Origin of the sequence: Comamonas badia DSM 17552 (genome assembly GCF_000484635.1) — a bacterium.
In the GTDB taxonomy this organism is placed as follows: domain Bacteria; phylum Pseudomonadota; class Gammaproteobacteria; order Burkholderiales; family Burkholderiaceae_C; genus Comamonas_C; species Comamonas_C badia.
This window is the reverse complement of sequence record NZ_AXVM01000003.1, coordinates 131,868-157,768: the sequence shown is the minus strand read 5'-3', so window position 1 is coordinate 157,768 and position 25,901 is coordinate 131,868. Positions and strand designations below refer to the sequence as shown.

At 68.9% G+C, this 25,901-nt stretch carries 22 protein-coding genes; 10 read left to right on the top strand and 12 right to left on the bottom strand.

Translation table 11 applies throughout. The features are described 5' to 3' along the window. Positions 1 to 3: 3 nt before the first annotated feature. Together K320_RS0107635 and K320_RS0107630 are read right to left on the bottom strand one after the other, a co-directional pair. Complete coding sequence (locus tag K320_RS0107635) at positions 4 to 1,410, bottom strand: peptidylprolyl isomerase (RefSeq protein ID WP_024538242.1); 1,407 nt, start codon at positions 1,408 to 1,410, stop codon at positions 4 to 6. Between the two features lie 20 nt (positions 1,411 to 1,430). Continuing rightward, positions 1,431 to 3,827 carry an LPS-assembly protein LptD gene (locus tag K320_RS0107630; protein ID WP_051384878.1) on the bottom strand — a complete coding sequence of 799 codons (2,397 nt, stop codon included), beginning with the start codon at positions 3,825 to 3,827 and terminating at the stop codon, positions 1,431 to 1,433. A gap of 83 nt (positions 3,828 to 3,910) precedes the next feature. On the opposite strand from K320_RS0107630, the gene K320_RS0107625 reads away from it, so the two are divergent. Then, the gene (locus K320_RS0107625; RefSeq protein ID WP_029695922.1) at positions 3,911 to 5,008 is read left to right on the top strand and encodes an aminoglycoside phosphotransferase family protein; all 1,098 of its coding nucleotides are present in this window, start codon (positions 3,911 to 3,913) and stop codon (positions 5,006 to 5,008) included. 54 nt (positions 5,009 to 5,062) lie between these two features. Further along, positions 5,063 to 5,770 carry a 16S rRNA (uracil(1498)-N(3))-methyltransferase gene (locus K320_RS0107620; protein WP_024538239.1) on the top strand — a complete coding sequence of 236 codons (708 nt, stop codon included), beginning with the start codon at positions 5,063 to 5,065 and terminating at the stop codon, positions 5,768 to 5,770. Between the two features lie 32 nt (positions 5,771 to 5,802). On the opposite strand, the gene K320_RS0107615 is transcribed toward K320_RS0107620, so the two are convergent. Beyond that, a complete protein-coding gene (locus tag K320_RS0107615; protein WP_024538238.1) occupies positions 5,803 to 6,645 on the bottom strand; it encodes an alpha/beta hydrolase in 843 nt (280 codons plus the stop codon). A gap of 73 nt (positions 6,646 to 6,718) precedes the next feature. Between K320_RS0107615 and K320_RS0107610 the strand changes: the two genes are divergently transcribed. After that, positions 6,719 to 7,408, top strand: coding sequence for a riboflavin synthase (locus K320_RS0107610; RefSeq protein ID WP_024538237.1), 690 nt, complete (start codon positions 6,719 to 6,721; stop codon positions 7,406 to 7,408). Between the two features lie 97 nt (positions 7,409 to 7,505). Here K320_RS0107610 and K320_RS0107605 read toward each other — a convergent pair whose 3' ends face one another. The 5 genes from K320_RS0107605 to K320_RS0107585 all read right to left on the bottom strand — a co-directional run bounded on the left by K320_RS0107605 (position 7,506) and on the right by K320_RS0107585 (position 12,250). Continuing rightward, complete coding sequence (locus K320_RS0107605; RefSeq protein WP_024538236.1) at positions 7,506 to 7,940, bottom strand: cytochrome c; 435 nt, start codon at positions 7,938 to 7,940, stop codon at positions 7,506 to 7,508. A 141-nt stretch (positions 7,941 to 8,081) separates the two neighbouring features. Beyond that, positions 8,082 to 9,311, bottom strand: a complete 1,230-nt coding sequence (locus tag K320_RS0107600) for an ATP-binding protein (RefSeq protein WP_024538235.1) — start codon at positions 9,309 to 9,311, stop codon at positions 8,082 to 8,084. A 100-nt stretch (positions 9,312 to 9,411) separates the two neighbouring features. After that, a complete protein-coding gene (locus K320_RS0107595; protein WP_024538234.1) occupies positions 9,412 to 10,128 on the bottom strand; it encodes a response regulator in 717 nt (238 codons plus the stop codon). A gap of 155 nt (positions 10,129 to 10,283) precedes the next feature. Further along, the gene (locus K320_RS0107590; RefSeq protein ID WP_024538233.1) at positions 10,284 to 11,420 is read right to left on the bottom strand and encodes an aminotransferase class V-fold PLP-dependent enzyme; all 1,137 of its coding nucleotides are present in this window, start codon (positions 11,418 to 11,420) and stop codon (positions 10,284 to 10,286) included. Positions 11,421 to 11,527: 107 nt separating this feature from the next. Continuing rightward, the gene (locus tag K320_RS0107585) at positions 11,528 to 12,250 is read right to left on the bottom strand and encodes a YggS family pyridoxal phosphate-dependent enzyme (protein WP_024538232.1); all 723 of its coding nucleotides are present in this window, start codon (positions 12,248 to 12,250) and stop codon (positions 11,528 to 11,530) included. Positions 12,251 to 12,312: 62 nt separating this feature from the next. Here K320_RS0107585 and K320_RS0107580 point away from each other — a divergent pair, with 62 nt between their 5' ends. The 4 genes from K320_RS0107580 (at position 12,313) to K320_RS0107565 (ending at position 16,189) form a co-directional block, all read left to right on the top strand. Continuing rightward, positions 12,313 to 13,356: a type IV pilus twitching motility protein PilT gene (locus tag K320_RS0107580; RefSeq protein ID WP_024538231.1), complete on the top strand. Its 1,044-nt coding sequence runs from the start codon at positions 12,313 to 12,315 to the stop codon at positions 13,354 to 13,356. 80 nt (positions 13,357 to 13,436) lie between these two features. Next, the gene (locus K320_RS0107575; protein ID WP_024538230.1) at positions 13,437 to 14,066 is read left to right on the top strand and encodes a cyclic nucleotide-binding domain-containing protein; all 630 of its coding nucleotides are present in this window, start codon (positions 13,437 to 13,439) and stop codon (positions 14,064 to 14,066) included. A 42-nt stretch (positions 14,067 to 14,108) separates the two neighbouring features. Beyond that, on the top strand, positions 14,109 to 15,245 hold the full coding sequence (locus tag K320_RS0107570) for a PilT/PilU family type 4a pilus ATPase (protein ID WP_024538229.1): 1,137 nt from the start codon (positions 14,109 to 14,111) through the stop codon (positions 15,243 to 15,245). Between the two features lie 11 nt (positions 15,246 to 15,256). Next, positions 15,257 to 16,189, top strand: a complete 933-nt coding sequence (locus K320_RS0107565) for an NAD(P)-dependent oxidoreductase (protein WP_024538228.1) — start codon at positions 15,257 to 15,259, stop codon at positions 16,187 to 16,189. A 10-nt stretch (positions 16,190 to 16,199) separates the two neighbouring features. Here the strand turns inward: K320_RS0107565 and K320_RS0107560 are convergent, their stop codons facing one another. From K320_RS0107560 to K320_RS0107550, 3 genes are all read right to left on the bottom strand, one after another. Beyond that, the gene (locus K320_RS0107560; RefSeq protein WP_029695921.1) at positions 16,200 to 16,838 is read right to left on the bottom strand and encodes a BON domain-containing protein; all 639 of its coding nucleotides are present in this window, start codon (positions 16,836 to 16,838) and stop codon (positions 16,200 to 16,202) included. A 100-nt stretch (positions 16,839 to 16,938) separates the two neighbouring features. Further along, entirely contained in the window at positions 16,939 to 18,066 is a 1,128-nt protein-coding gene (locus K320_RS0107555; protein WP_024538227.1) for a phospholipase A, read from the bottom strand. Between the two features lie 22 nt (positions 18,067 to 18,088). After that, positions 18,089 to 20,131 carry an ATP-dependent helicase gene (locus K320_RS0107550; protein WP_024538226.1) on the bottom strand — a complete coding sequence of 681 codons (2,043 nt, stop codon included), beginning with the start codon at positions 20,129 to 20,131 and terminating at the stop codon, positions 18,089 to 18,091. A 132-nt stretch (positions 20,132 to 20,263) separates the two neighbouring features. Between K320_RS0107550 and K320_RS0107545 the strand changes: the two genes are divergently transcribed. Genes K320_RS0107545 through bla form a run of 3 tightly spaced genes read left to right on the top strand, consistent with a single transcriptional unit; the run spans position 20,264 to position 23,640 of the window. Next, positions 20,264 to 21,781 (top strand): glycosyltransferase family 39 protein, encoded by a 1,518-nt coding sequence (locus tag K320_RS0107545; RefSeq protein ID WP_245593844.1) that lies wholly within the window; start codon positions 20,264 to 20,266, stop codon positions 21,779 to 21,781. Positions 21,782 to 21,807: 26 nt separating this feature from the next. After that, a complete protein-coding gene (locus K320_RS0107540) occupies positions 21,808 to 22,758 on the top strand; it encodes an AEC family transporter (protein WP_024538224.1) in 951 nt (316 codons plus the stop codon). A 36-nt stretch (positions 22,759 to 22,794) separates the two neighbouring features. Further along, a complete protein-coding gene (gene bla / locus K320_RS0107535) occupies positions 22,795 to 23,640 on the top strand; it encodes a class A beta-lactamase (RefSeq protein WP_029695920.1) in 846 nt (281 codons plus the stop codon). 5 nt (positions 23,641 to 23,645) lie between these two features. Here the strand turns inward: bla and priA are convergent, their stop codons facing one another. Then, entirely contained in the window at positions 23,646 to 25,748 is a 2,103-nt protein-coding gene (priA, locus tag K320_RS0107530; RefSeq protein ID WP_029695919.1) for a replication restart helicase PriA, read from the bottom strand. Positions 25,749 to 25,901: the final 153 nt, after the last annotated feature.

Below are 25,901 nucleotides of genomic sequence, written 5' to 3'. Positions count from 1 at the left end.
GCTTTATTGCGGCGGCTCGCGCATCTCCACGTAGGCCCGCGCGCGCTCCTCGCGTATCCAGTTGGCATAAGCCTCGTCCAGCTTTTTCGCGCGCACCGCATCGCGCACCAGGTCACGCTGTTCGCGCTGCGTGAGCTTCACCTCGCGCCGGCCTTCGAGCTCGATCAGGTGCACGCCGAAACGGGTGACGACGGGCTGGCTGATTTCGCCGAGCTTGAGCTGGTCGAGCGCCTGCTGGAACTCGGGCACGTAGCGGCCTGGGTAGGACCAGCCCAGGTCCCCGCCCTGGCTGCTGCTGCCGTCTTGCGAGTATTCGCGGGCGAGCGCTTCGAACGACCCCTGTCCGCCCACGATGCGCTGGCGCAGCTCCTCAAGTTTGGCCGCCGCCTGGGCCTCGGTCTGGTTGGCGCTGACGCGCAGCAGGATATGCCGGGCGTGCGTCTGCACCGCCATGGTGGGCAAGCCGTTCCTGGAGCGCTCGATCACCTTGAGAATGTGGAAACCCGCCGGCGAGCGCACCGGCCCCACGATGGCGCCGACGGGGCTCTTGGCGGTGGCCTCCAGGAACAGCTCGGGGTAGCGGTCTTCGGGGCGCAGGCCGAGTTCTCCGCCGGTGCGGCCCTCGGGGGCATCCGAGTATTCCCGCGCCAGCGCGGCGAAGTCTCCGCCCGCCTTGAGCTTGGCCGCGACCTCCTCGGCACGTGCCTGGCGCTCGGCCACCTGTTGCGGGCTGGCGCTTTCCGGCACCTCGATGAGGATGTGGCCGAGGTTGATGGCCTGCGTTGCCGGGTCTGCGGTTTGCGCCTGCTCCTGCATGAACTGGTCGACGTCGGCGTCGCTGACCTTGACGCGCGACTCGACGTCGCGCTCGCGGATGCGCAGCGTCAGGAGCTGATTGCGCAGCTCGCGGCGAAAGCTTTCGACGGTAATCCCTTCCTGCGCCAGCTGGCGGTGCAGTTGCTGCAGCGAGATATCGTTCTGCTGCGCGACGGAGAGTTCCGCCTGGTCGATGGCGTAATCATCTACCTTGATGCCGGATTCCAGCGCCAGCTGCACCTGGATGCGCTCGGAAATCAGGCGTTCCAGCACCTCGTGCAGCAGCTGCGCGCGCGGCGGCATGGCGGCGCCCTGGGCCTGCAGCTGCTCGGCCACGCGGGCGGCGCGCGCGCGCACCTCGTTGTTGGTGATGGGCTCGGAGTTCACCACGGCGACGATGTAATCCGCCGACTGGGGCGCCAGTGCCTGTGCGCTGGCGCCGGCCGCTGGCGCCTGGGTTGGCGCGGGTTTGCGCGTGGCCGTTGCCGCGGCCTTGGCTGACGGCTTCTGGTTCTGGGCGTGGCCGGCCGGCGCGGCAAGCAGCGCCAGGGCCATCAGGCTGGCGAGGGCGGAAGTTCGGGCGCGTGGTGTCATGGCGGATAAAGGGTTGGCGCTCAATCGTAGCGGGTGAAGCGGCTGGGGGTGGTTTGGCGGCTGTCCAGAACCTGGTAGCCCGGCACGTTCTGCTGCAGGCTGGCCAGCGGGTTGTTGCCGAACGACAGGCGCGACAGGCCCTTGAGCTCAAGCTGCAGCAGGATGCGCGTGTTCGAGGTGGTGGCGCCCATTTGCAGGCGCTCCAGCACCACGCGGCCGGTCCAGCAGCAGCTGTCGTATTCGGCGCCGATGATGGCGTCCGTCAGCTTGCGGTCCTGCAGGCTGTAGTTCAGGCGCCCGACGCTGTACCAGCGCCCGTCCCGTCCCGCCTGGCTGTCCCTGGACGATCCAAACACGTCCGAGAGCGGCCATTGCCAGCCCAGGTCCAGCTGCTTGCTGGCCACGGTGAAGGGGCCGGTCACATCCTGCTTGCGGTAGGCGACGCTGAGCGTGTGGTATTTGGCCGGGGTGTAGCGCGCGGCGATGGTGGTGCGCAGCGACTGGCCCTGCTTGGGGTTGTACTGGATGGTGGAGTCAAAGCCCCACTCGGGCACCCAATGGATGCCCGCGCCCAGCAGGATGTCCGACAGGTGCTCGCTCACCACGGGCTGGCCGGGCATGGTCACGGTCTGGTCGGAAAAGCGCAGGCGCTGCGCCACGCCCAGGCGCACGGCCTCGGCGCCGCTGCCCGGGTCGAGCAGCCGCGTGGTCACGCCCAGCGTCAGCAGGTTGTTGTCGGCGATGCGGTCGTTGCCGCCAAACGAGTTTTCGGTATAGATGGAGGCGAAGTTGAAGTCGGTCTGCGCCGTGTCGTACACCGGCAGCATGCTCTGGTTGTGGTGCGGCGTGAAGGTGTAGAAGGCGCGTGGCTCCAGCGTCTGCACGAAGCCGCGGCCGAGGTACGCCGCATCGCGCTCGAAGACCAGGCCGCTGTCGAGGCTGAAGGTGGGCAATACCCGGGTGATGCCCGTCTGCCCCGTGGAGAGCGGCGTGTCGAACTGGTAGCGCGTGGCGTGCAGCTGCAGGCGCGGCGTGATGAAGCTCGCCGGCGTGAGCCAGGGACGGCTGAGCTGGGCGATGAAATAGCTGCGCGCGGCATTCGGCTGGGTGTAGAAGCTGCGATCGCCGCGGAAATGGGTGTAGTCGCCATCCAGGCGCAGGTCCAGCCCCGGGCCGACGCTGTCGGGCGTGTAGGCCCAGTGCAATTGCGGCAGCAGGTCGTAGGGCGGCGTGATCGGCGATGTCACGTCCTGCAGCGTCTGCCACTTGAGGGTGCGCAGGCTCACCGCGTTGTTGCCCTGGGACCAGTGCAGGCTGCCATCGGCCGCCAGCAGCCGCTGCGCGGTGGTGTCCAGCGGGTTGGTGCCGCTGGTGCCGCGCTGGGGGAAATCGCGCCAGTAATTGTTGTCGCTGGCGCGGCGGATGTTGATTCCCAGGCCCAGATCGCCCAGGGGCGAGGCGATTTGCGCGCTGTGCTTGATGCTGCCCAGCCAGCGGTTGCGATCGCGCAGCTTGTCCGTCGGCATGAAATTCAGCCCCAGCTCGCCGTTGTAGCGCGGCTCCAGGTAGCGGAACTCCGAATTGAGCGCGACACCGCGGCGCGACATCAGCACCGGCGTGAAGGTGGCGTCGCGGTTGGGCGCGATGTTCCAGTAATACGGCTGGGCGTAGACGAAGCCGCTGGTGCTGTCCAGCGCCAGCGTGGGCGGCAGCAGCCCGGACTTGCGCTGGTTGGACAGCGGGAAGCTGACCCAGGGCGTTGCCAGGATGGGCACGCCCTTGAATTCCAGCACGGCGTTGGTGGCGACGCCCTCGTCCTGCACCTTGTCTATCGTCAGCGTCTCGGCACGCAGCACCCAGTCGGGCTGCCAGCTGGCTTCGTTGTCCTTCTCGCAGGTGGTGTAGGTCGCGTCGTGCGAGACCGAATGGTCGTGGTCGATGAAGTCCACGCGGCTGGCCACGCCGTGGCCGCCCGTCTGCAGCAGCCGGTAGTCGATCTGCGTGAAGAAGCCGTTGAAGGCGTTGACCTTGAGATCGAGCAGCTGGCCGTCGTAGAGGTTGCCGCCGCGGTTGATGCGCACATGGCCGCTGGCGCGCGCGCGGTCCTCGGGGATGTCGTAGTCCATGCGGTCCGCATGGATCACGGTGTCGCCGCGGCGCAGCTCGGCATCGCCCTGGATATTGATCTGCACGTCGGTCTGCCCCTCGATGCGCTCGCCGCGCACGAAGGTGGGCAGGGCGGAGGGCGGCGTGGGCGCCTTTTCCGCCAGCTGCGGCGAGGCTTGCAGCGCCGCGGCGGGCAGCGGGCCATCCTGCTGGGCGAGCGCCTGGGCGCAGACCAGCAGCCCGGCGCAGACCAGGCTTGGCAGGCGGCAAGGCGGCGGGGACAGGGGTGGTGGCACGGATGGAGTATTCAGGCGCCCTGGGCGGCTTGCGCGCCGGCCCGGCACAGGACATGGGGAAAATCCGGCAGACCCGGCCCCTACAATTGCCATTATCCATGAGCGCTGTGCCCCATTTCCCCAGCCCGCCCGCGGTGGCCTGGGACGATCCTGCCCGCGAATCGGCGTTCCGGGCCTGGCTCGCCCCGCTGGCGCAAGGCCAGGGCCTGCAGCCTGCCTCGCTGCGCGCCGCCAGCAGCGATGCGAGCTTTCGGCGCTACCTGCGCATCGATGCAGCCGATGGCGCGGCCCGCATCATCATGGATGCACCGCCCGGGAAGGAAGATTGCCGCCCCTTCGTCGCCGTGCAGGCGCTGATGCAGGCCGCCGGTCTGCGGGTGCCGCAGATTCTGGCCTGGGATGAGGCGCATGGCTTCATGCTGCTCACCGACCTGGGCGCCCGGACGGCGATCGAAAAACTCGACCCTGCCCAGCCGCGGGCGGCGCATGCCTGGTACCTGCAGGCCATCGACGTCCTTCTCGACTGGCAGAAGGCCAGCCGCGCGGGCGTGCTGCCGCCGTATGACGAGGCGCTGCTGCGCCGCGAGCTGCAGCTCTTTCCCGACTGGTACGTCGCGCGCCACCGGCAGACCACGCTCGATGAAAAACAGCAGGCGGTGCTGGCGAAGGCGTTCGACGCCATCGTGGCGCAGAACCTGGCGGCGCCGCAGGTTTTCGTGCACCGCGACTACATGATGCGCAACCTCATCGTTGGCCCGGACGAGTGCCTGGGCGTGCTCGATTTCCAGGACGCGGTGTTCGGCCCCATCACCTACGACATCGCCAGCCTGATGCGCGACGCCTTCATCAGCTGGGAGGAAGACTTCGTCATCGACCTCACCGTGCGCTACTGGGAAAAGGCGCGCAAGGCCGGCCTGCTGGGTACCGCCAGCGCGAGCGGCTGGGGTGCGGACTTCGGCGAGTTCTACCGCGCGGTGGACTGGATGGCGCTGCAGCGGCACCTGAAGGTGGCGGGCATTTTTGCCCGCATCACGCTGCGCGACGGCAAGCCGAAATACCTGGCGGATGCGCCGCGCTTCATCGCCTACATGCGCGCCACCTGCGCACGCTACCGCGAGCTGGCGCCGCTGCTGCGCCTGATCGACCAGATCGAAGGCACGCAGCAGGCCGGCGGCTGGGCCTTCGGAAGAATGTGACAAAAAACACCTCTGACGCAGGCTGTGCAAGCGCCTGCAGCTCCTGTTTTGAATATGCCGCGCATCTGGTGCGATGAACCTTTGAGCCCCGGCGAGCGCGTGCTGGCGGGCGAAGCCGCGCGCCATGTGCAGGTGCTGAGGCTGCAGCCGGGCGCGCCGCTCACGCTGTTTGACGGGCGGGGTGGCGAATGGGCGGCGAACGTCACGCGCATGGGCCGCAGCGACGTCGCGGTGGCGGTCGGCGTTCACGACCCGGTGGAGCGCGAGGCCGCGCGCGCGGTCCATCTGCTGGTCGGCATGCCGGCCAATGAGCGCATGGACTGGCTGGTGGAAAAGGCGACGGAGCTGGGCGTGACGAGCCTCCAGCCGGTGCTGACGGCGCGCAGCGTGCTCAAGCTCGAAGGCGACCGTGCGGCGAAGCGCCAGGCGCGCTGGCAGGCGATTGCGGCGGCGGCGTGCGAACAATGCGGGCGCAACCGCGTGCCCAAGATTGCCGCTCCCGTGGCGCTGCACACGGCCTTGCGCGGCGCGGGCCAGGGCGGGCGGGTGGTGCTTTCGCTGCGGGCGGGCAGCCAGCCCCTGCGCGAGGCGGCGGGCGCTGCGCCGGCCGTCTGGGTGCTGCATGGTCCCGAAGGCGGCCTCACGCCGCAGGAAGACGATGCGGCGCTGGCCGCGGGCTTCGCGCCGGCGCACCTGGGTACGCGCGTGCTGCGCAGCGAGACGGCGGCCATTGCCGCGCTGGCCGTGCTTGTATTCTCCTGAAAAGAGAGCTGCCAGCGCTTGCCAAACAAGCGTCAACGGTGGTTTTTGTTCAGATATTCCTGAAGCCACCGGCCCAGGGCGGCAAACACCGGCGCAGGATCGGCCTCGTTGAAGATCTCGTGGTACAGCCCGGAAAATTCCTGCGCCGTGACGACGCCGGGCGGGGCGTTGGCGGCCAGCTGGCGGCAGCCGGCGGGGTTGACCATGCGGTCGCCGCTGCCCCACAACAGCAGCGTGGGCACGGGCCAGTGCGGCGCGTGCGCCAGCGTACCCGCCCCCGTGAAGGCCAGAAAGTGCGCCAGCCGCGTGCTGATGCGGTCGTGGCACAGCGGGTCGTTCACATAGGCCTGCACCACGGCGGCATCATGGGAAAGGTGCTCGGGGTTCAGGCCGTTGCCGATGCGCAGATTCGGCAGCAGCCCCGGCAGCGTCGCCAGCAACAGCTTCTGCACCGGGCTGGTGAAGATCGCCAGCGCCGGGGCGGACAGCACCAGCGCATCGATGGGGCGCAGCTGCCGCGCGGCGAAGGTGGCGGCCACCAGCCCGCCCATGCTGTGCCCGAGCAGGATCAGCGGCTCGTCCGCGGGCAGCGCGGCGCGGGTGGCGTCCACCACGGCGGCCAGGTCGGTGAGCAGGCGGTCTTCCTGGGGCAGCGCGCCGCGCGTGCCGCTGGAGCCGCCATGCCCGTAATGGTCGTAGGCCTGCGCCGCGCAGCCCCAGCCGCCCAGGTGCCGGGCCAGGGCGGCGTAGCGCCCGCTGTGCTCGCCCAGGCCATGCACCAGCAGCAGGGTGGCGCGGCGCTTGTCCGCAGCCAGCGGCCAGTCGCGCAGCAGCAGGGTGGCGCCATCGGGGCGGGCGAGTTCGCGGGTGTTCATGCGGGCTCCTTGATGGGCGCACCATGGTAGCGCGCTGGCACAATGGGCCGTTCACCCCACACGGTTTTGCAGCATGTTCACAGGCATAGTCCAGGCCGTCGCCACGCTGGATGCGATCGAGGATCGCACCGGTCTGCGCAGCTTCACCATCGAATTCCCGGCGGGCTTCTGCGAAGGCCTGGCGATAGGCGCCAGCGTGGCCGTCGATGGCGTGTGTCTGACGGTCACCCGCATCGCCTCGCCCACGCGCGCCTGCTTTGACGTGATGCAGCAAAGCCTGGCGATCACCACGCTGGCGGGTTACGGCGCGGGCCAGCCGGTGAATGTGGAGCGCGCGGCCCGGGACGGCGCGGAGATCGGCGGGCATCCGCTCTCGGGCCACATCGACTGCACCGCGCGGCTGGCGCAGCGGCGCGTGCTGGAGAACAACCTGGTCTGGCGCATCGGCATGCCCGCAAGCCACATGCGCTACGTGTTTGCCAAGGGCTATATCGCCGTCAATGGCGCGAGCCTGACGATTGCCGAGTGCGATCGGGCCGCGGGCTGGTTCGAGGTCTGGCTGATTCCCGAGACGCGCCGCGCCACGGTGTTCGAGGACAAGCGCGAGGGCGATGCACTCAACATCGAAGTGGAGCGCAATACGGTGGTCATGGTCGATACCGTGCGCGAGGCGGTGGAGCAGCGCCTGGCGCCGCTGAGGGGCGCGATCGATGCGCTGCTCAGGGACAAGGGGCAGTCGCTCGACGATTTCCTGGCGCGATGACGCAATGACGCCGGCTGGCGCCGGGCGTGGCGAAATGACCAATACCCCCGTCATGCGGCGTGCGCCGCGTCATCGCTGCAGCGCAGCGGTCATTCTGTCATGGCGTCCCGTAGAAATGCGCCAGAAACTTGGCACGGTAGCTGTTGTGGCAGCCGTCGCAGCTTTGCTGCATGCGCGCCAGATCGCGGGCGGCGGCCACGCCGTCCTGCTGCTGGGCGGCGGTCCGCAGCTGCGCGGCCGCGGACTTGACCTGCAGGTCGTAGTTGCGGAACGTCATCGCGTCGGTGAGCAGCCAGGTCAGGATGCGCACCTTTTCCAGCGCCGGAGGCTCGGCGTGGTGTGCCAGTTTGTCGGCATGGCTGGCGGCGCTCGCCCAGTCCTGGCGAGCGATGGCGTCGCCCGCGGCCTGCGTATCCGCCTGCATCTGCGCCATCACGCTGCGCAGCACCAGCGGCTCGGCGGCGCTTTGCGCCCATCCGGCGCCGGTGGCAAGGGCCAGCGCCAGCGCGGCCAAGGGTTTCATCCAGTGCATGGGGCCTCCAGTGCCTCGGATGGTACGGCGCAAAAGAGGCCATGACGAAATGACGGAATGGCGCCGGCTGGCGCCGGGCATGACGAAATGACCAATGCCCCGTCATGCGGCGCGAGCCGCGTCATCGCCGCAGAGCAGCGGTCATTGCGCCATGGCACGCAAAGGCAGGCGCAGCACGAAGCTCGCGCCCGTCGCACCATCGGGACGGCCCTCGCAGACCACGTTGCCCCCATGGCGCTGGGCAATCGAGCGCACCAGGGCCAGTCCCAGGCCGACGCCGCCGCTCTTCTCGCTGGCACCGGGCAGGCGGTAGAAGGGCTCGAAAATCCGTTCGCGCTGCGGCTGCGGCACGCCTGGCCCGTGGTCGCTCACGCGCACCAGCACCGCGCCGCCCTCGCACGAGAGCTGCAGCGTGACGTTGCCGGCGCTGTAGCGGCGTGCGTTTTCCAGCAGGTTGCGCACCGCGCGGCGCAGCAGCCGCACGATGCCGGGCAGCTCGGGGATGGCGCGGCCCCCGGCCATCTCCAGTTCGGCATCGACGCGTGCGCATTCCTCGGCGGCCAGGCCGACGAGATCGACCATTTCCACGGTACCCACGTTCGGCGCACCGGCATCGAGCCGGCTGGCGAGCAGGATCTCATCGACCAGCTGGTCCAGCTCGGCAATGTTGCGCTGCAGTTCGGCCTGCGTTTCGGGCGAGGGCGCGCCGCCTTCCAGCAGCCCCAGCCCCATGCGGATGCGCGCCAGCGGCGAACGCAGTTCGTGCGAGGCGTTGGCCAGCAGCGATTTGTGCGACTCCACCAGCGCCTGCACGCGCGCCGCCGCGGCGTTGAACTGGCGCGCCAGCTGCGCCACCTCATCATGCCCCTGCTCGGGCGCGCGCACCGCAAGATCGCCTTCGCCAAAGCGCTGCACGCTGCGCTGCAGCCGCTCCAGGCGCTGCAGCAGCTTGCGGATGATGGGGAACACCCCCAGCGTGACCGCCAGCCCCACCAGCCCCAGAATCCACAGAAAGCCATAGGGCGGAGCCAGCCAGAACGGGCCGTCGCGGCGGCTGCGCGCGCCGCTGCCCGCCGACCGCTGGCGCGGCGCCATCTTCAGCGTGTAATTCTTGCCCTCGGGCGTTTCGATCTGGTAGGTCACGCCGTTTTCCCACGGACCGGGCTCGCGTGCGGCCAGGCCCTGCAGCAGCGGCGTGCCGTCCTCGCCCGTGATCTGCAGCTCGCGCGGCGGTGGCGCGTTCATGGCCTGTGCGTTGTGCTCCGCCGCGATGCGCCAGACCCAGCCGACCACCAGCGCAAACACCAGCACGCCGCCGACGGTGGCGAGCCAGATGCGCAGGTACAGGCGGCGGGAGAAGGGGCCGAGCATGGTTGGGCGTTGGGCGTTGGGCGTGAGGGGTGAGGGGTGAGGGGTGAGGGGTGAGGGGTGAGGGTCTCCTAACGCTTCACGCCTCACGCCTCACCCCTCCCTATTCCTGGTGCTTGGCAAACACATAGCCCACGCCGCGCACGGTGAGGATGCGTTTGGGGTTCTTCACGTCCTGTTCGATGGCCGCGCGGATGCGGCCCATGTGCACGTCGATGGAGCGGTCGAACGCCTCCAGCTCTCTGCCGCGCACCGCCTCCATGATCTGGTCGCGCGTGAGCACGCGGCCGGCGCGTTCGGCCAGCGCCACCAGCAGATCGAACTGGTAGGAGGTGAGCTCCGCCGCCTGGCCGCCCACGCTGATGGTGCGCGCGTCGCGGTCGATCTCCAGGCTGCCGAAGCGCATCACGCTGCTGGCCTGCTGCGCGCCGCCCTCGCGCCGGCGCAGGATGGCGCGGATGCGCGCCAGCAGCTCGCGCGGCTCGAAGGGTTTGGGCAGGTAATCGTCGGCGCCCACTTCCAGGCCGATCACGCGGTCCATCGGGTCGCCCTTGGCGGTCAGCATCAGGATCGGCACCCTGCCCGCGACGCCCGGCAGTGCGCGCACGCGCCGGCAGACCTCCAGCCCGTCCATGTCGGGCAGCATCAAATCGAGGATCACCAGGTCCGGCAGCGGGTTGCCGCCCGGTGTTTCCAGCCGGAGCAGGCCCGCGGCTGCGCTGTCCACATGGTCCACCTGCAGCGCCGACTGCTGCAGGTACTGCACCACCATCTGCGCGAGGCGGTGGTCGTCTTCGATCATCAGGAGCTGGGCGTTCATGCGGCCATCCTGCCTGCGTGCGGCTGCGCGGTGTTGAAGCCCGTGTAAAGCCAGGGTAAAAGAAGATTCCTGAATGAATAGCTGAAAACGCAGTCCAGAAGCGCGCTTTAAGCTATTTTTGTTCAGTATTCAGGGGCGCTGGCACGGGCAGCGTTTCAGCCGAGGATGCCCATGGAGTCCAGCGCCTTGGCCAGCTGTGCCACGCTGCGATCCGGGTTGGCCCATTTGTCGAGGCCGAACAGGCCCAGGCGGAAGGTGTGGAAATCCGCGCCTTCATCGCACTGCAGCGGCACGCCCGAGGCGGTCTGCAGGCCGGCCTGCAGGAATTTTTTGCCGCTCTTGATGTCCGGGTCGGTGGTGTAGCTCACGACCACGCCGGGCGCCTTCCAGCCTTCGGCCGCCACGCTGGGAAAGCCGCGGCCTTCCAGCAGCGCGCGCACCTTGCTGCCAAGCGCCAGCTGCTGCTCGCGCAAGGTGGCAAACCCCCGTGAACGGGCTTCCAGCATGGTGTCGCGCAGGAGGACGAGCGGATCGGTGGGCATGGTGGTGTGGTAGGCGTGCTGGCCTTTTTCGTAGCCTTCGGCGATCTGCATCCACTTCTTCAGGTCGCAGGAGAAGCTGGAGCTTCGGGTCGGTTCGATCGCCTCGCGCGCACGTTCGGACAGCATCACCATCGCGCAGCAGGGCGAGCTACTCCAGCCCTTTTGCGGCGCGCTGATGAGCACGTCCACGCCGGTGGCCTGCATGTCCACCCACATCGCGCCCGAGGCGACGCAGTCGAGCACGAACAGCGCACCCACCTCGTGCGCCGCGTGGCTGATGGTGCGCAGGTAATCGTCGCCGAGCAGGATGCCGCTGGCGGTTTCCACATGCGGGGCGAACACCACCCTGGGCTTCTCGCTGCGGATGGCCCGGGCGACTTCGTCCGCCGGGCAGGGCGCCCACGGCGCCTGGCTGCCTTCGCCCTGGCGGCGCGCCTTGCAGACCACGGCGCCGCCGCCCAGGCCGCCTTCCTCGAAGATCTGCGTCCAGCGGTAGCTGAACCAGCCGTTGCGCACGATCAGCACCTTCTCGCGGTTGGCGAACTGGCGCGCCACCGCCTCCATGCCGAAGGTGCCGCTGCCGGGCACCAGCACGGCCGTGTGCGCTGCATAGACCTCCTTGAGCGTGGCAAGGATGTCCTGCATCACGCGCACGAAGCGCTGCGACATGTGGTTGAGCGAACGGTCGGTATAGACGACGGAAAATTCGAGCAGGCCGTCGGGGTCAACGTCGGGCAGAAGTCCGGGCATGGTGTGTCTCCTGAATGAGGTGGGGTGCGATCGGCGCCGCAGGCCGGGCGCCATTGGATGGATTTCAGCTTAGCACGGCGCCGCATGCGGCGCGGGCGTGGGGCTGCTCATCCGGCGGGCGGTGGGTAGTGGCGCGCGCCAAAGATGCCGCTGCCCACGCGCACCAGGGTGCTGCCGGCGCAGATGGCGGCCTCCAGGTCGGCGGTCATGCCCAGGGACAGCGTGTCAAAGCCGGTGTGGCTCGCGGGCAACGCCGCGGCGATGGCGTCGAAGGCGGCGCGCGCGCGCTGGTGGATGGCCAGCTGCGCGTCAAAATCCGGCAGCGGATCGGGAATGCTCATCGCGCCGCGCAGCTGCAGCCGCGGCAGCTGCGCCACCTCGCGGGCGAGTGCCACGGCCTCCGGCACGGGCAGGCCGGATTTGGTGGCGCCGCCATCGACGTTCACCTGGATGCAGACCTGCAGCGGTGGCAGATGGGGCGGGCGCTGGTCGTTCAGCCGCCGCGCGATCTTGGCCCGGTCCAGGGTGTGCGCCCAGTCGAAGTGCTCCGCCACCAGCTGCGTCTTGTTGCTCTGGATCGGGCCGATGCAGTGCCACGCCAGGCGCGGCGGATGCTGCAGGGCCACGTCCGCCATCTTCCGCACGGCCTCCTGGATGTAGTTTTCGCCAAACAGGCGCTGCCCGGCCTGTGCGGCGTTCAGCACCGCATCGGCGCCAAAGGTTTTGGACACAGCCAGCAGCGCCACGCTATCAGGATTGCGTGCGCACATGGCGCAGGCACGTGCAATGCGGTCCCTGATGGCTTGTAGATTTGCGGCGATCGTCGTCATAATGCCTGCCAAAGCGTACTCCAAACTTCGCATTCAAACACCGCATTCAAGAGGGACATCCCGTGGATATCACCCAGCTTCTTGCCTTCAGCGTGAAAAACGATGCATCGGACCTGCATCTGTCGTCCGGCCTGCCGCCGATGATCCGCGTGCACGGCGACGTGCGCCGCATCAACGTGGACGCGCTGGACCACAAGACGGTGCACGCCATGGTGTACGACATCATGAGCGACTCGCAGCGCAAGGCCTACGAGGAATTCCTGGAGGTTGATTTCTCTTTCGAAATCGATGGTCTGGCGCGCTTTCGCGTCAATGCCTTCAACCAGAACCGCGGCGCGGCGGCGGTGTTCCGCACCATCCCGAGCAAGATCCTGACGCTCGAACAGCTCAACGCGCCCAAGATCTTTGCCGACCTGGCGCTCAAGCCGCGCGGCCTGGTGCTGGTGACCGGGCCGACCGGCTCGGGCAAGTCGACGACGCTGGCGGGCATGGTCAACCACCTGAACGAGACCGAGTACGGCCATGTCCTGACGATCGAGGACCCGATCGAATTCGTGCATGAATCCAAGAAATGCCTGATCAACCAGCGCGAGGTCGGGCCGATGACGCTGTCGTTTTCCGCGGCGCTGCGCTCGGCCCTGCGCGAGGACCCGGACGCGATTCTGGTGGGCGAAATGCGCGACCTGGAAACCATACGCCTGGCGATGACGGCGGCCGAAACCGGCCACCTGGTGTTCGGCACGCTGCACACCTCGTCGGCCGCCAAGACGATTGACCGCGTCATCGACGTCTTCCCGGCCGAGGAAAAGGACATGGTGCGCGCCATGCTCTCGGAGTCGCTGCAGGCGGTGATTTCGCAGACGCTGTGCAAGAAGAAGGACGGCAAGGGCCGGGTGGCGGCGCACGAGATCATGCTGGGCACCAGCGCCATCCGCAACCTGATCCGCGAAGCCAAGGTGGCGCAGATGTATTCCACCATCCAGACCGGCAACAGCGTCGGCATGCAGACGCTGGACCAGAACCTGACCGACCTCGTGCGGCGCAACGTGATCAGCCCGGCCGAGGCGCGCAGCAAGGCCAAGATTCCGGAGAATTTCCCCGGTTGATGTGTTGACGGCGCGGGCGGCCGCCGCTGGTGCCACGAATCAGCCCTGGCGACAGGGCCATGCATATGGGAGTTGTTGCCATGAAAGGCATTCTCGGCCTGCTCAGGTCCAGATATGGAAAGGCCCAGGAGGAGCCGCCGGAGTCGGCATTCTTCACCACGGCGTTCGTCGGCCAGGGGGTGGATGACGCGCTGCTCATCCCCTGGGAGGCGCGCGCCACCGAAATCGGCGCCAAGCGCCTGCCCAAGAGCCGCGGCGGCAAGCTGCTGGAGGCGTTGTGGGCCAAGGACAAATACATGTCGCATCTGGACAGGGATGCGGTCGAGCGCCTGGAGCGCTTTTTCCAGTTCGCCTCGGTGCCGCCCAACCGCGACGTGATCCGCCAGGGCGAATACGGCAACTTCATGGTGGTGCTGCTCAACGGCACGATTGCCGTCGACCGCCTGCAGCCCTGGGGCGAGCAGCTGCGCCTGGCCGAAACCCGGCCCGGCGACATCCTGGGCGAAATGTCGCTGCTGGACAGCGGCATCCGCTTTTCCTCGTGCACCACGCTCACGGATTGCGAGCTGGCGGCGCTCAATGCCGAAGCCATGGACGAAATGATGGCCAAGGATCCGCTGCTGGCCGCCAGCCTGGTGGCGCTGCTGGCGCGCAAGCTGTCGCAGCGTTTGCGCGTCGTCAGCGCGCGCCTGAGCGACCACCAGGGCTGACCCCTTTGGACGGGACAGCGGGACTGAGGGAGGAGACACAGCATGGAACGCGATCAGGCCAGCAAATTCATCAACGACCTGCTCAAGCTGATGGTCAGCCGCGGCGGCAGCGATCTGTTCGTCACGGCCGAATTTCCGCCGGCGATCAAGGTGGACGGCAAGATGACCAAGGTCTCGCCGCAGCCGCTGACGCCGTCGCACACCTTGACGCTGGCGCGCTCCATCATGAGCGACAAGCAGGTGGCGGATTTCGAACGCACCAAGGAGTGCAACTTCGCCATCTCGCCGGCGGGCATAGGGCGTTTTCGCGTCAACGCCTTCATCCAGCAGGGCAACGTCGGCATGGTGCTGCGCACGATTCCGCTGACGCTGCCGACCATCGATGGCCTGGGCGTGCCGCAGATCCTCAAGGAAGTGGCGATGACCAAGCGCGGCCTGTGCATCATGGTCGGCGCCACGGGTTCGGGCAAATCGACCACGCTGGCGGCCATGGTGGACTGGCGCAACGAGCATTCCTACGGCCACATCATCACGGTGGAGGACCCGGTCGAATTCGTGCACCCGCACAAGAACTGCGTGGTGACGCAGCGCGAGGTCGGGCTCGATACCGACAGCTGGGAAGCGGCGCTGAAGAACGCGCTGCGCCAGGCGCCCGATGTGATCCTGATGGGTGAAATCCGCGACCGCGAGACCATGGAACACGCGGTGGCCTTCGCCGAGACCGGCCACCTGTGCCTGGCAACCTTGCACGCCAACAGCGCCAACCAGGCGCTGGACCGCATCATCAACTTCTTCCCCGAAGAGCGGCGCGCGCAGCTGCTGATGGATTTGTCGCTCAACCTCAAGGGCATGGTGTCGCAGCGCCTGCTGCCCAAGCAGGATGGCAAGGGCCGCATCGCCGCGGTGGAGGTGATGCTCAATTCGCCCCTGATTGCCGACTTCATCTTCAAGGGCGAGGTGAGCAACATCAAGGAGACGATGAAGAAGAGCCGCGAGCTGGGCATGCAGACCTTTGACCAGGCGCTGTTTGACCTGTACGAGGCCAACCTCGTCACCTATGAAGACGCGCTGCGCAATGCCGACTCGGTCAACGACCTGCGGCTGCAGATCAAGCTGACCAGCCAGCGCGCCAAATCGGGCGATCTGGCCGCGGGCACCGAGGCCTTTGCCATCGTTTGAGGATTGCAGAAATGACAGCAGGCATAGAGGCGCGCGAATACACCTCCGTCGCGCCGCACAGGGTGGCGTTTCTCGGGCTGGGCGTGATGGGCTACCCCATGGCGGGCCATCTGGCCCGGGCCGGGCATGCGGTGACGGTGTACAACCGCACCGCTTCCAAATCAGAAGCATGGTGCGCAGAATTCGCGGGCGCTGGGGCCGTAAAACAGGCAGAAACCCCGCAGGCGGCGGCGCAGGGCGCGGCGCTGGTGTTCTGCTGCGTGGGCAATGACGACGACCTGCGCTCGGTGGCGCTGGGCGCCGACGGGGCCTTCGCCGGCATGCGGCCCGGGGCGATTTTTGTCGATCACACCACGGCGTCGGCCGAAGTGGCGCGCGAGCTCTACGCCACGGCGCGCGAACGCGGGCTGCAGTTCGTCGATGCGCCGGTCTCCGGCGGCCAGGCGGGCGCGCAGAAAGGCGTGCTCACCGTGATGTGCGGCGGCGACGCGGCGGCGTTTGATGCGATGCAGCCGGTGGCGATGGCCTACGCCCGCGCCTGCACGCGCATCGGCGCCAGCGGCAGCGGGCAGCTGGCCAAGATGGTGAACCAGACCTGCATCGCCGGCATGGTGCAGGGTCTGTCGGAGGCGATCGCCTTCGGCCAGCAGGCGGGCCTGGACATGCCGCTGGTGCTCGACGTCATCGGCAAGGGCGCGGCGCAGAGCTGGCAGATGGACAACCGCGGGCGCACCATGGTCGAGGGGCGCTTTGACTTCGGCTTTGCCGTCGACTGGATGCGCAAGGACCTCGGCCTGGTGCTGGCCGAGGCCAGGCGCAACGGCGCGCTGCTGCCCGTCACCGCGCTGGTGGACCAGTTCTATGCCGAGGTGCAGCGCAGCGGCGGCCGGCGCTGGGACACGTCCAGCCTGATCACGCGGCTCACGCCGGACGAGCCGCGCTGAACCGGTCTATCTATCGGGTGACGGTCGCCGGCTGGGCGCCGCTCCTGGCCGGTGCGGGATCGGGAATGATCTCGAACACGCGGATCACCTTGCGCACGCCGTCGATGCTGCGCGCCGCGTCCGTGAGCTGGCTGGACTGGAACTGCGTCACGCGGCCCAGCATGTAGACCTCGGAGCGTTCCGTCACGATCTTGAAGGCATTGGTGGCGACGGGGTCGCCGAAATCGACCAGCTTGGCGCGCACCTTGCCGGTGATGTAGGTGTCGTTGGAGCGTTCGGACAGCGTGGAATTGGGCATCACGCCGAGCGCATTGACCACCGATTTCACGTTCTGCACGCTCTGAACGATCTCCTGCACGCGCTGGCTGTCGGCGGCGGTGGGCACTTCGCCGGTGATGAGCGCCTGGCGGTTGTAGCTGGTGATGTTGACGTGCACCTTGTCGCCCAGGGCTTGCGTGATGCGGCTGGAGGCGCGCAGCTCTATGCCTTCGTCATCCACCTGCGTCCCGGTGGTGCGCGGGTCGGTGGCCACCATGGCACCGACGGCCGCGCCCGTGCCCACGACGAGCGGAACGCAGGCGCTCAGGCCGCTGGCAAGCGCCGCGGCGGCAATCGCGACACGAAGGAGAGAGGCGGTTGGGGTGGTCATGGGAGTGGGCTGTTCCTGCAAACGGTCGTGGGGGAGAAGGCAAGGCGCAAATCATACCCAGCCGCTTTCGCCGGCAGGGTAAGAGGTGATGTGAACCGTATCAAAAATCCAGCAGGCTCAGGCCCACGCTGAACACCGTGCGCCTGCGGTTGTAGTCGATCAGGCTGTCGCCGTAGCCCGAGAACAGCGCGGTGTGCAGGCGCAGGTTGGAATCGTCGCCCAGGCGGCGCAGCCATTCGATGCGCAGCGAGCCGTGCGCGGGCGAGCGCAGCGCGTGGCGCGCGGTCAGCGCCAGGCTGTCGTCCCGGCTGATGTTCCATGCCAGGCCCAGCTCGGCGCGGCCGACGTAGTCGCTGATGTGCGGGTTGTCGTCGTTGGCCGCGCCCTCGTGCAGGCGCTGCCAGAGGCGTGCCGTGATGAGCCAGCGGTCGCCGCGCTCCAGCCCCGCCATCAGGTAGACCCGGTTCCAGCTGCGCGACAGCGGCCGGCTCTGGCCGTTGGACTGGTGCACCAGGCCGATGCCGCCGTAGCGCAGGCGCCAGCCCCAGGGCAGGTCGGCGGTGGTGGGGTAGACGTAGACCAGCTCCGGCTCGTGGTCGGTGTTGCGGAACGGCCGCGAGATGCCGGGCGAGAACAGCTGCCAGTACGACTGCTGGGTGTAGCCCGCCCAGAGCGAGTCGCGCTCGCCTTCGCTGCCGGTGGTGAACAGCCCCTTGGCGAGCTTGGTGCGCACCGACAGCTGCACGCGCATCTCGGTGCGCTTGTAGGCCACCGCCGTGCCGGCGTTGTTCAGCGGGTTCTCCGACGTGGGCTGCCGGTTGACGCTGTTGGCGTTGACCACCGACACGGTCAGCGGCCGGTAGCCGCGAAAGCGCAGCGTGCCGCAGTCGCTGCCCGCTTCCAGCTCCCAGAAGCGCGAGAGCGTGGTGTAGCGCTCGTCGTGGCAGCCATCGCCCGCCGGTTGCGGCAGGTCGGGCAGGCGGCCGGCCAGGGCGGCGGCCGGTGCCGGGGCGGGCCGCGGGGGAGGCAGCGCGCTGGCGGGCGCGGCGGCGGCGCCTGCCGCCTGCCGGCCGGCCCATTGGTCGAAGCACGCCAGCCGCGCGGCGCCGTCGGCGTCGATCGCGGCGCAGGCCTGCCAGCCGGAATCGGCGGCGAGCGCCGGGAGCGCGCAGACGGCGGCGAATGCCAGTGCCAGCCCGGTGAAGCGCGATGTGCGTATGCAATGCATGGAAAACCTCCGAAAGCGCCGGCTACGGCGCTGCCTGGGCGGCCTTGCGGGCGAATTCCGCGCGCAGCTGGCGCAGTTTCTCGCGCGGATCTTCGCGGCTGGCGGCGGCGTCCAGCTGCATCTCGGCGATGAAGCGGCTGGGCTGGCAGGCCACCATCTCGCGGCCCTTCTTGCGCTTTTTGGTCCAGCTCACCACCAGCGTGCGCCTGGCGCGCGTGATGCCGACGTACATCAGGCGGCGCTCTTCCTCCAGGCGGGTCTGGCGCTCTTCCTGCGCCTCGCTGTCGTCCAGGCGAAAGGGCAGCATGCCTTCGGTGACGCCGGCGAGGATCACGTGTGGCCATTCCAGCCCCTTGGCCGCGTGCAGCGTGGAGAGCGTGACCATGTCCTGTTCCTGTTCGCGCTCCGAGATGGTGGAGAGCAGCGCGATGTTGCGCGCCACGTCCAGCAGGCTGCGTTCCTCGGAGGCCGTCGTGGTGCCCGCCGCATCCGCGATCTGCCCGCCCGCGCGCTGCGCCATCCAGTCGCAGAACTCCAGCACATTGCTCCAGCGCGCCTGCGCCACCTTGTCGCTGTCTTCGGCGTCGATCAGGTGGCGTTCGTAGGCGATCTCCTGCAGCCAGTCGGCCAGAAAACCGCGCGCCGCCTGCGCGCCCAGGGTGTGGCGCGCGCGGTATTCCTGGTCGTTCACGGCGCGGCCGAATTCCGTCAGGCCGTCGATCGCCTTGCGCGGCAGCGCCGCCGCCAGCGTGGGACTGAACAGGCTGGCGAACAGGCTTTCCTTCCTCTGGCTGGCGAATTCGCCCAGTTTGGCGAGCGTGGTGTGGCCTATGCCGCGCCTGGGCGTGCCGATGGCGCGCAGAAAGGCCGGGTCGTCGTCCTGGTTGGCCCAGAGGCGGAACCAGGCGCAGAGATCGCGGATCTCGGCGCGGTCGAAAAAGCTGGTGCCGCCCGAAACCTTGTAGGGGATGCTGGCCTTGCGCAGCGCCTTTTCCAGCGGCTTGGCCTGGTGGTTGGCGCGGTAGAGCACGGCAAAGTCCTTCCACGCGGGCGGCGGGTTGCTGGCGGCGCGCAGGCTCTGGATGCGGGCGACGGCGCGCTCGGCCTCGTGCTCCTCGTGGTCGCTCTGCTGCACGCGCACCGGTTCGCCCTCTCCGAGTTCGGAAAACAGCGTCTTGGGGTAGAGCTTGGGGTTGGGCGCGATCACGTGGTTGGCGGCGCGCAGGATGGCCGAGGTGGAGCGGTAGTTCTGCTCCAGCTTGATGACCTTGAGCCGCGGGAAATCCTGCGGCAGGCGCTTGAGGTTTTCCAGCGTCGCGCCGCGCCAGCCGTAGATGCTCTGGTCGTCGTCGCCCACGGCGGTGAAAAGGCCGTCGCCGCCCACCAGCAGCTTGAGCAGCTCGTACTGCGTGGCGTTGGTGTCCTGGTATTCGTCCACCAGCACATGGCCAAGCTGGCGCTGCCACTTTGCGCGCACCTCGGCGTGCCCCTGCAGCAGGCGCATAGGAAGACCAATCAAATCATCGAAATCCACGCTCTGGTAGGCCGCAAGGCGCTCTTCATAGCGTAGCAACAGGGCGGCCAGCTGGCGCGCGGGTTCGTCCTGCGCCTGCGCCATCGCCTGGCGTGCATCCAGCCCCGCGTTCTTGAGCGCGCTGATGCCCCATTGCCACTGGCGCGCGGTGGCCAGGTCGGTGGTGCCGCCGGCGCAGTCCTTGAGGATGGCGGTCACGTCGCCGGTATCGAGGATGCTGAAATGCGGCTTGAGGCCCAGCGCCGCGCCGTCCTCGCGCAGCAGGCGCACGCCGAGCGCGTGGAAGGTGCAGATCAGCACCTGCCTGGCGGGTTTGCCGATCAGTCCGCCCGCGCGCTCGCGCATCTCGGCGGCGGCCTTGTTGGTGAAGGTGATGGCGGCGATCCGATCGGGCGCCAGGCCGTTCTGGATCAGGTGCGCGATCTTGTGCGTGATGACGCGCGTCTTGCCCGAACCGGCCCCGGCCAGCACCAGACAGGGGGCCTGGGTGGCGTGCACCGCCTGGAGCTGGGCGAGATTGAGACCGGACATGCTGGCAAAAACGTTCGATCATACGGCGCGGCGCTGCTGCGACAATCCGGCACTTCGCACGATGGTTGAATTTGGATGCAGGCCTCTTCCCCCCTCTCTCCCGCGCCATCGCCGGCAAGAGTCCTGGCGTGGATGGGCGCCGCCGCCCTGGTCTGGGCCTGGGCCTCGTGGGTCGGCAATGCCAACCTCGATGGCTACCACGACATGCTGGAGAACTACGCCTGGTCGCAGCCGCTGCGCTGGGGGACGCACAAGCACCCGCCCTTCTTTGGCTGGACCACGGGGCTGTGGTTCGCCGTCTTTCCGCAGAATGACTTTTTCTACCGCCTGCTGTCCTACGCCAACGTGCTGGTCGGTCTGCTGGGCGTCTGGGCGCTGGGCCGGCGGCTGCAACTGGGCGCGCTTGCGCCCTGGGGTGCGCTGCTGCTGCTCTGGGCGCTGCCCTACACCAACCTGGCCGGCAAGTTCAACGCCAACACGCAGCTGCTTTCGCTCTGGCCCTGGGCGGCGGCGCTGCTGCTGGCGAGCTGGCAGGAGCGCGGCTGGCGCGGCGCCTGGTTCAGCGTGGGGCTGGGGCTGGTGTCCGCCGCCTGCATGCTGAGCAAGTACTACAGCGGGCTGATGCTGGCGGGCTTTCTGCCGGCGGTGTTTCTGCATGCCGACGGCCGGCGCTGGCTGGCCTCGCCGCGCCCGTATCTTGCGCTGGCGGTGTTCGCGCTGGCGCTGTGGCCGCACCTGGCCTGGGTGGCGAGCCACGACTGGGCGCCGCTGACGTACGCCATGGACCAGGGCGGCGGCGAGGTGTCCTGGCATTACATCGTGCGCTTTGCGTTCTCGCCGATCTTCTATTGGCTGCCGGCCTGGCTGGCGCTGTGCCTGACCTGGGCCTGGCTCGCCGCGCGCCGGCGCGGCGGAGCCTGGCTGCCCTGCGCCGCGCGCCTGCTGCTGCGCAGCTGGCTGCCGCAGGGGCGCGACGACGTGCTGTTCTGGCTCGCCTTCATGCCCTGGCTGCTCTCGCTCGCGTTTGCGCTGGCGGAGATCGTGGCGCTGTCCACGCCCTGGTCCATCCCCATAGGCTATGCCTTCGCGCTGCTGTGGCTGCGCAACCTGCAGCGGCTGGAGCCGGAGGTGGCGCCGCAGGTGCTGCAGCGCTTGTCGCGTGCCTGGTGGCCGGTGCTGGCGCTGGTGGCGGTGATGGCCGTGGTCGTCGCGGCCGTCAACGCGCTGCGCGGCGACGAGGGCTATTACCGCCCGACACAGGCGGCCGCGCTGGCCATCGTGCATGACTGGCAGCAGCGCCACCCGGGCCAGCAGCTGGCCTGGGTGGGCGGCGACTGGGCCGGCAATGCGATGCTCGCGTTCTATGCGCAGCCGCATTTGCTCACCGTGCCGGGCGATCCGGACAGCGAGGCCGCGCGCCTGTCGCAGATGGGCGACTGGCGCGCCGGCAACGGCCTGCTGCTGTGCCTGCGCGGGCCGCTGCAGCAGACGCAGGACACCGAATGCGACATCGAGGCGCAGGAATGGCTGGCGGCGCATGACCTGCCGCTGCAGGCGCATGTGCTGCAGGCGCGGCGCAGCGGCTGGCGCTTTCCCAAGCCGCGGACCTGGGTCTACGCCGTGTACGACGTGGATGCCGCCAGGCGCTGACTGAAATACAGGAACTGCCGCGCGCCGTGCTTTCCGTCCTCGCCGTCACCTTCCCGTTCTTCGCGCTGGTCCTGTGCGGCTGGCTGGCGGCGCGCGTCGGCGTGGTGCCGCTGTCGGCGATCGGCGGGCTCAACACCTTCGTGCTGTATTTCGCGCTGCCCTGCCTGCTCTACCGCTTCGGCGCGGGCACGCCGCTGGCGCAGCTGCTCGATCCGGTGGTGGCCGGGGTCTACTTCGGCTGCGCGCTGGTGCTGGTGGGCGCCGTGGTGGTGCTGTACCGGCGCCGCTGGGGCTGGAGCGACGCCGCGTTCGCCGCGCTGGTCACGGCCTTTCCCAATTCGGGCTTCATGGGCGTGCCGCTGCTGGTGGCGCTGCTGGGCGAGCACAGCGCGGGCACGGTGATCCTGACGGTCGCCATCGACATGTGCCTCACCGCCTCGCTGTGCGTGGCGCTCTCGCGGCTGGACGTGGGCGGCGCGCGCGGCATGGCCGGCGCGCTCAAACAGGCGCTGCGCGGCATGGCGGTGAACCCGATGCCGATCTCCATCGTGCTCGGCGGCCTGGCCTCGGCCTTCGGCTGGCAGCTCTGGGCGCCGGTCGATCGCACCGTCGCCATGCTGGCCGATGCCGCCTCGCCGGTGGCGCTGTTCACCATCGGCGCGGTGCTGGCGCGCTCGCAGCGCAACCAGCACGAGGCCGTGGCGCTGGGCGACTACCTGCCGCTGGCGCTGGCCAAGCTGCTGCTGCACCCGGCGCTGGTCTGGGCGGCCGGGGCGCTGGCCATGCGCCTGGGCCTGCCGCTGTCGCCCTTCACTTTGAGCGTGCTGGTGCTGGTGGCGGCGCTGCCCAGCGCGAGCAACGTGGCGATGCTGGTCGAGCGCTTCGGCGCCCACACCGGGCGGGTGGCGTACATCATCCTGGCGAGCACGGTGCTGGCGTTCTTCAGCTTTTCGGCGCTGGTGGCGTGGCTGGTTTGACCCATGCTGCGCCGAAGCTTCCATCGAAATTTTTTCTTGTCGTGCACTACCCTGGTGTCCCCGCTCGCCTGGGGGCGCCCAGCGGTCACCGCCCGGGAGGGCGACCCCTGGCAAGCGATCGAAACCGCGAGCCAGGGGCGTCTGGGCGTTGCCGTGCTGGATGTTGCGAGCGGCGCGTTTTCAGGCAACCGGCTCGATGAGCGCTTTCCGATGTGCAGCACCTTCAAATGGCTGGCGGCAGCGCAGGTGCTGCAGCGCGTGGATCAGGGACATGAACAGTTGAAACGCCGCGTGCGTTTTGGCAAGGAAGTCTTGCTGCCCTGGTCGCCGGTCACCGAGCAGCATGTGGACGATGGCATGACGGTGGGCGAGCTCTGCCAGGCCGCCGTCGCGATGAGCGACAACGCGGCCGGCAACCTGCTGCTGCAATCGCTGGGCGGGCCGCGGGGCCTGACCCGGTTCGCGCGCGAACAGGGCGATTCCGTGACACGGCTGGATCGCTGGGAGCCGCAGCTCAACGAATCCACGCCTGGCGATCCGCGTGATACCAGCAGCCCACGCGCGATGGCGGGGTTGCTGCAGCGCCTGGTCGTCGGACAGGCCTTGTCGCGGGGCAGCCGAGAGCAGTTGGCGCAGTGGCTGCGGGACACGAAGACCAATGCCCAGCGCCTGGGCGCTGGATTGCCTGCGTTGTGGCGCGTGGGCAGCAAGACCGGCACCGGCCCGCACGGAAGCACCAATGATGTGGGCGTCTATTGGCGCGAGGGGCGTCCGCCCATCGTGGTGGTGGCGTTTCTGACGGAATCGGCCGCCAGCCTCGCGGTGCGCGAAACGGCCATCGCGCAGGTGGCGAAGGCAGTCTTCGCCCTGGGCGGAGGCTGAGGATTTCAGATCGCCTGCGGATCCACATCCACCAGCCAGCGCACCAGCCCCTTGTGCGCGCGCCGCTCGGCGTGCAGCAGCGGCTGCCAGGCGGCCAGGAACTGCTGCAGCGCGCCGCGGTGGGCGCTTTCGATCAGCATCTGCGCGCGCTCCACGTTGGCCACGCGCTGCACCGCCAGCGGCACCGGCGGGTAGAGCTGCACGTGGTCCGCGCCGGGCAGACTGGCGGTGCGCGCCGCGTCGCTCGCGGCCTGCAGAAAGCCCTGCGCCGCCTCCTGCGTGCGCGCATCGGCGCGCAGCAGCGCCTGGTGCGAGAACGGCGGCATCGCGGCGGCTTCGCGCTCGGCCAGTTGCTGCGCGGCAAAGCCGGGGTAATCGTGGCGGCGCAGCGCGGCGAACAGCGGGTGCCCGGGGTGCCAGGTCTGCACCCAGAGTTCGGGCGCGGACTGCTGCGCGGCCATGTAATGCGCGTCGCGCCCGGCGCGGCCCGCCGCCTGCATCAAGAGCGCAAACAGCCGCTCGGGCGCGCGGAAGTCGCTGGAAAAGAGCGCGCTGTCGGGCTGCACCGCCGCCACCAGCGTGACGCGGCGAAAGTCGTGCCCCTTGGCCACCATCTGCGTGCCCACCAGCACGTCCACCGCGCCCGCGTGCACCGCCGCCAGCTGTTCCTCCAGCGCGCCCTTGGCGCGGGTGGTGTCGGCGTCTATGCGCGCCACGCGCGCGGCGCGGCGCTCGGGCGTGATGACGTTGCGCAGCAGCGCGGCAAGCTGCTCTTGCAGCTGCTCGGTGCCGCGCCCGACCGGGGCGATGTCCGGGTTGCCGCAGCTCGGGCAGGCGCGCGGCACCGGCGCGCTGCAGCCGCAGTGGTGGCAGCGCAGCGTGCGGTCTATCTTGTGAAAGACCTGCGCCGCCGAGCAATGCGGGCAATCGCTTTTCCAGCCGCAGGCGTGGCAGTGCAGCACGGGCGCAAAGCCGCGGCGGTTGAGCAGCACCAGGCATTGCTCGCCTTTTTCCACGCGCTCGGTGATGGCGGCGATGAGTGGCGGCGCAAACACGGCGCGCCGCGGCTGCTGGCCCATGTCGATCAGACGCAGGCGCGGCAGCGCGGCGGCGCCGATGCGGCTGGGCATGGCCAGGCGCCGGTAGCGGCCCACGGCCGGGTCGCTGGCGTGCCAGCTTTCCAGCGACGGCGTGGCGCTGCCCAGCACCACCCGGGCGCCGCAGTCGCGCGCGCGCCAGAGGGCGAGATCGCGCGCCGAATAGCGCGCGCCCTCCTGCTGCTTGTAGCTTGCGTCGTGCTCCTCATCGACCACGATCAGCGCCAGATGCGGCAGGCTGGCGAAGATCGCCATGCGCGTGCCCAGCACGATGCGCGCCTGCCCGGTGTGCGCCGCGAGCCAGCTTTTGAGGCGCTGCGCCGGTGTCATGCCGCTGTGCAGGCTGACGATGGCCGGGCCGCCCACCAGTGGCTCGAAGCGGGCGCGAAAGCGCTGCTCCAGCTGCGGCGTGAGGTTGATCTCGGGCACCAGCACCAGCGCCTGGGCCTGCGGGCTGGTGGCCAGCGCCGCCTGCACGCTGTGCAGATAGACCTCGGTCTTGCCGCTGCCGGTGCTGCCGAACAGCAGAAAGGGGCCAGGTTCAGCATCAATTTGGCCTGCAGCGCTTGCCTGTTCTGCGGTAAGCGCTATTGAATTGGATACCGCTTGGCCGGTTCCCGCTTCGCCGGCGGTCTTTGCCTTGCGCCGCAGCCGCCGTTGCAGCTGTTCGGCGCTCAGCTCGCGCAGCGAAGGCGGCAGCGCCGCCAGCGCCACCTCGCCCAGGCCGCGCTGGTAGTAGCGCGCGGCAAACGCCACCAGGCGCCGCCAGGGCTCGGGCAGCGGTGGCAGGCCGGGCAGCACGCCGGCGATGGCGCGCAGCTCGGCGCCGGCGGGCGGCGCATCGCCGGGCGCATCACCGGGGCCCTCCCAGACGATGCCCAGCACCTCGCGCCGGCCCAGCGGCACGCGCACCAGCGTGCCCGCGGGCAGGGCGGTGTCGTGCAGATAGCTCAGCGGGCCGGCGACGCTGCTGTGCGCCGGGGTCTGCACCGCGACGTGCAGGGGAATCATTTGGAGAGACAAAGACTTGCGGCTGGTTGTGAGGCAATGACTTCAATTTCGGTGCCAAGTCGCTGCCAGTGCCTGTGTTTTTGACCTATCCACGGTTGCTGTGGATAACTTTGTGGGTATCTTGGGCTCAAGGCTGCGCAAGCCGCATCTTTG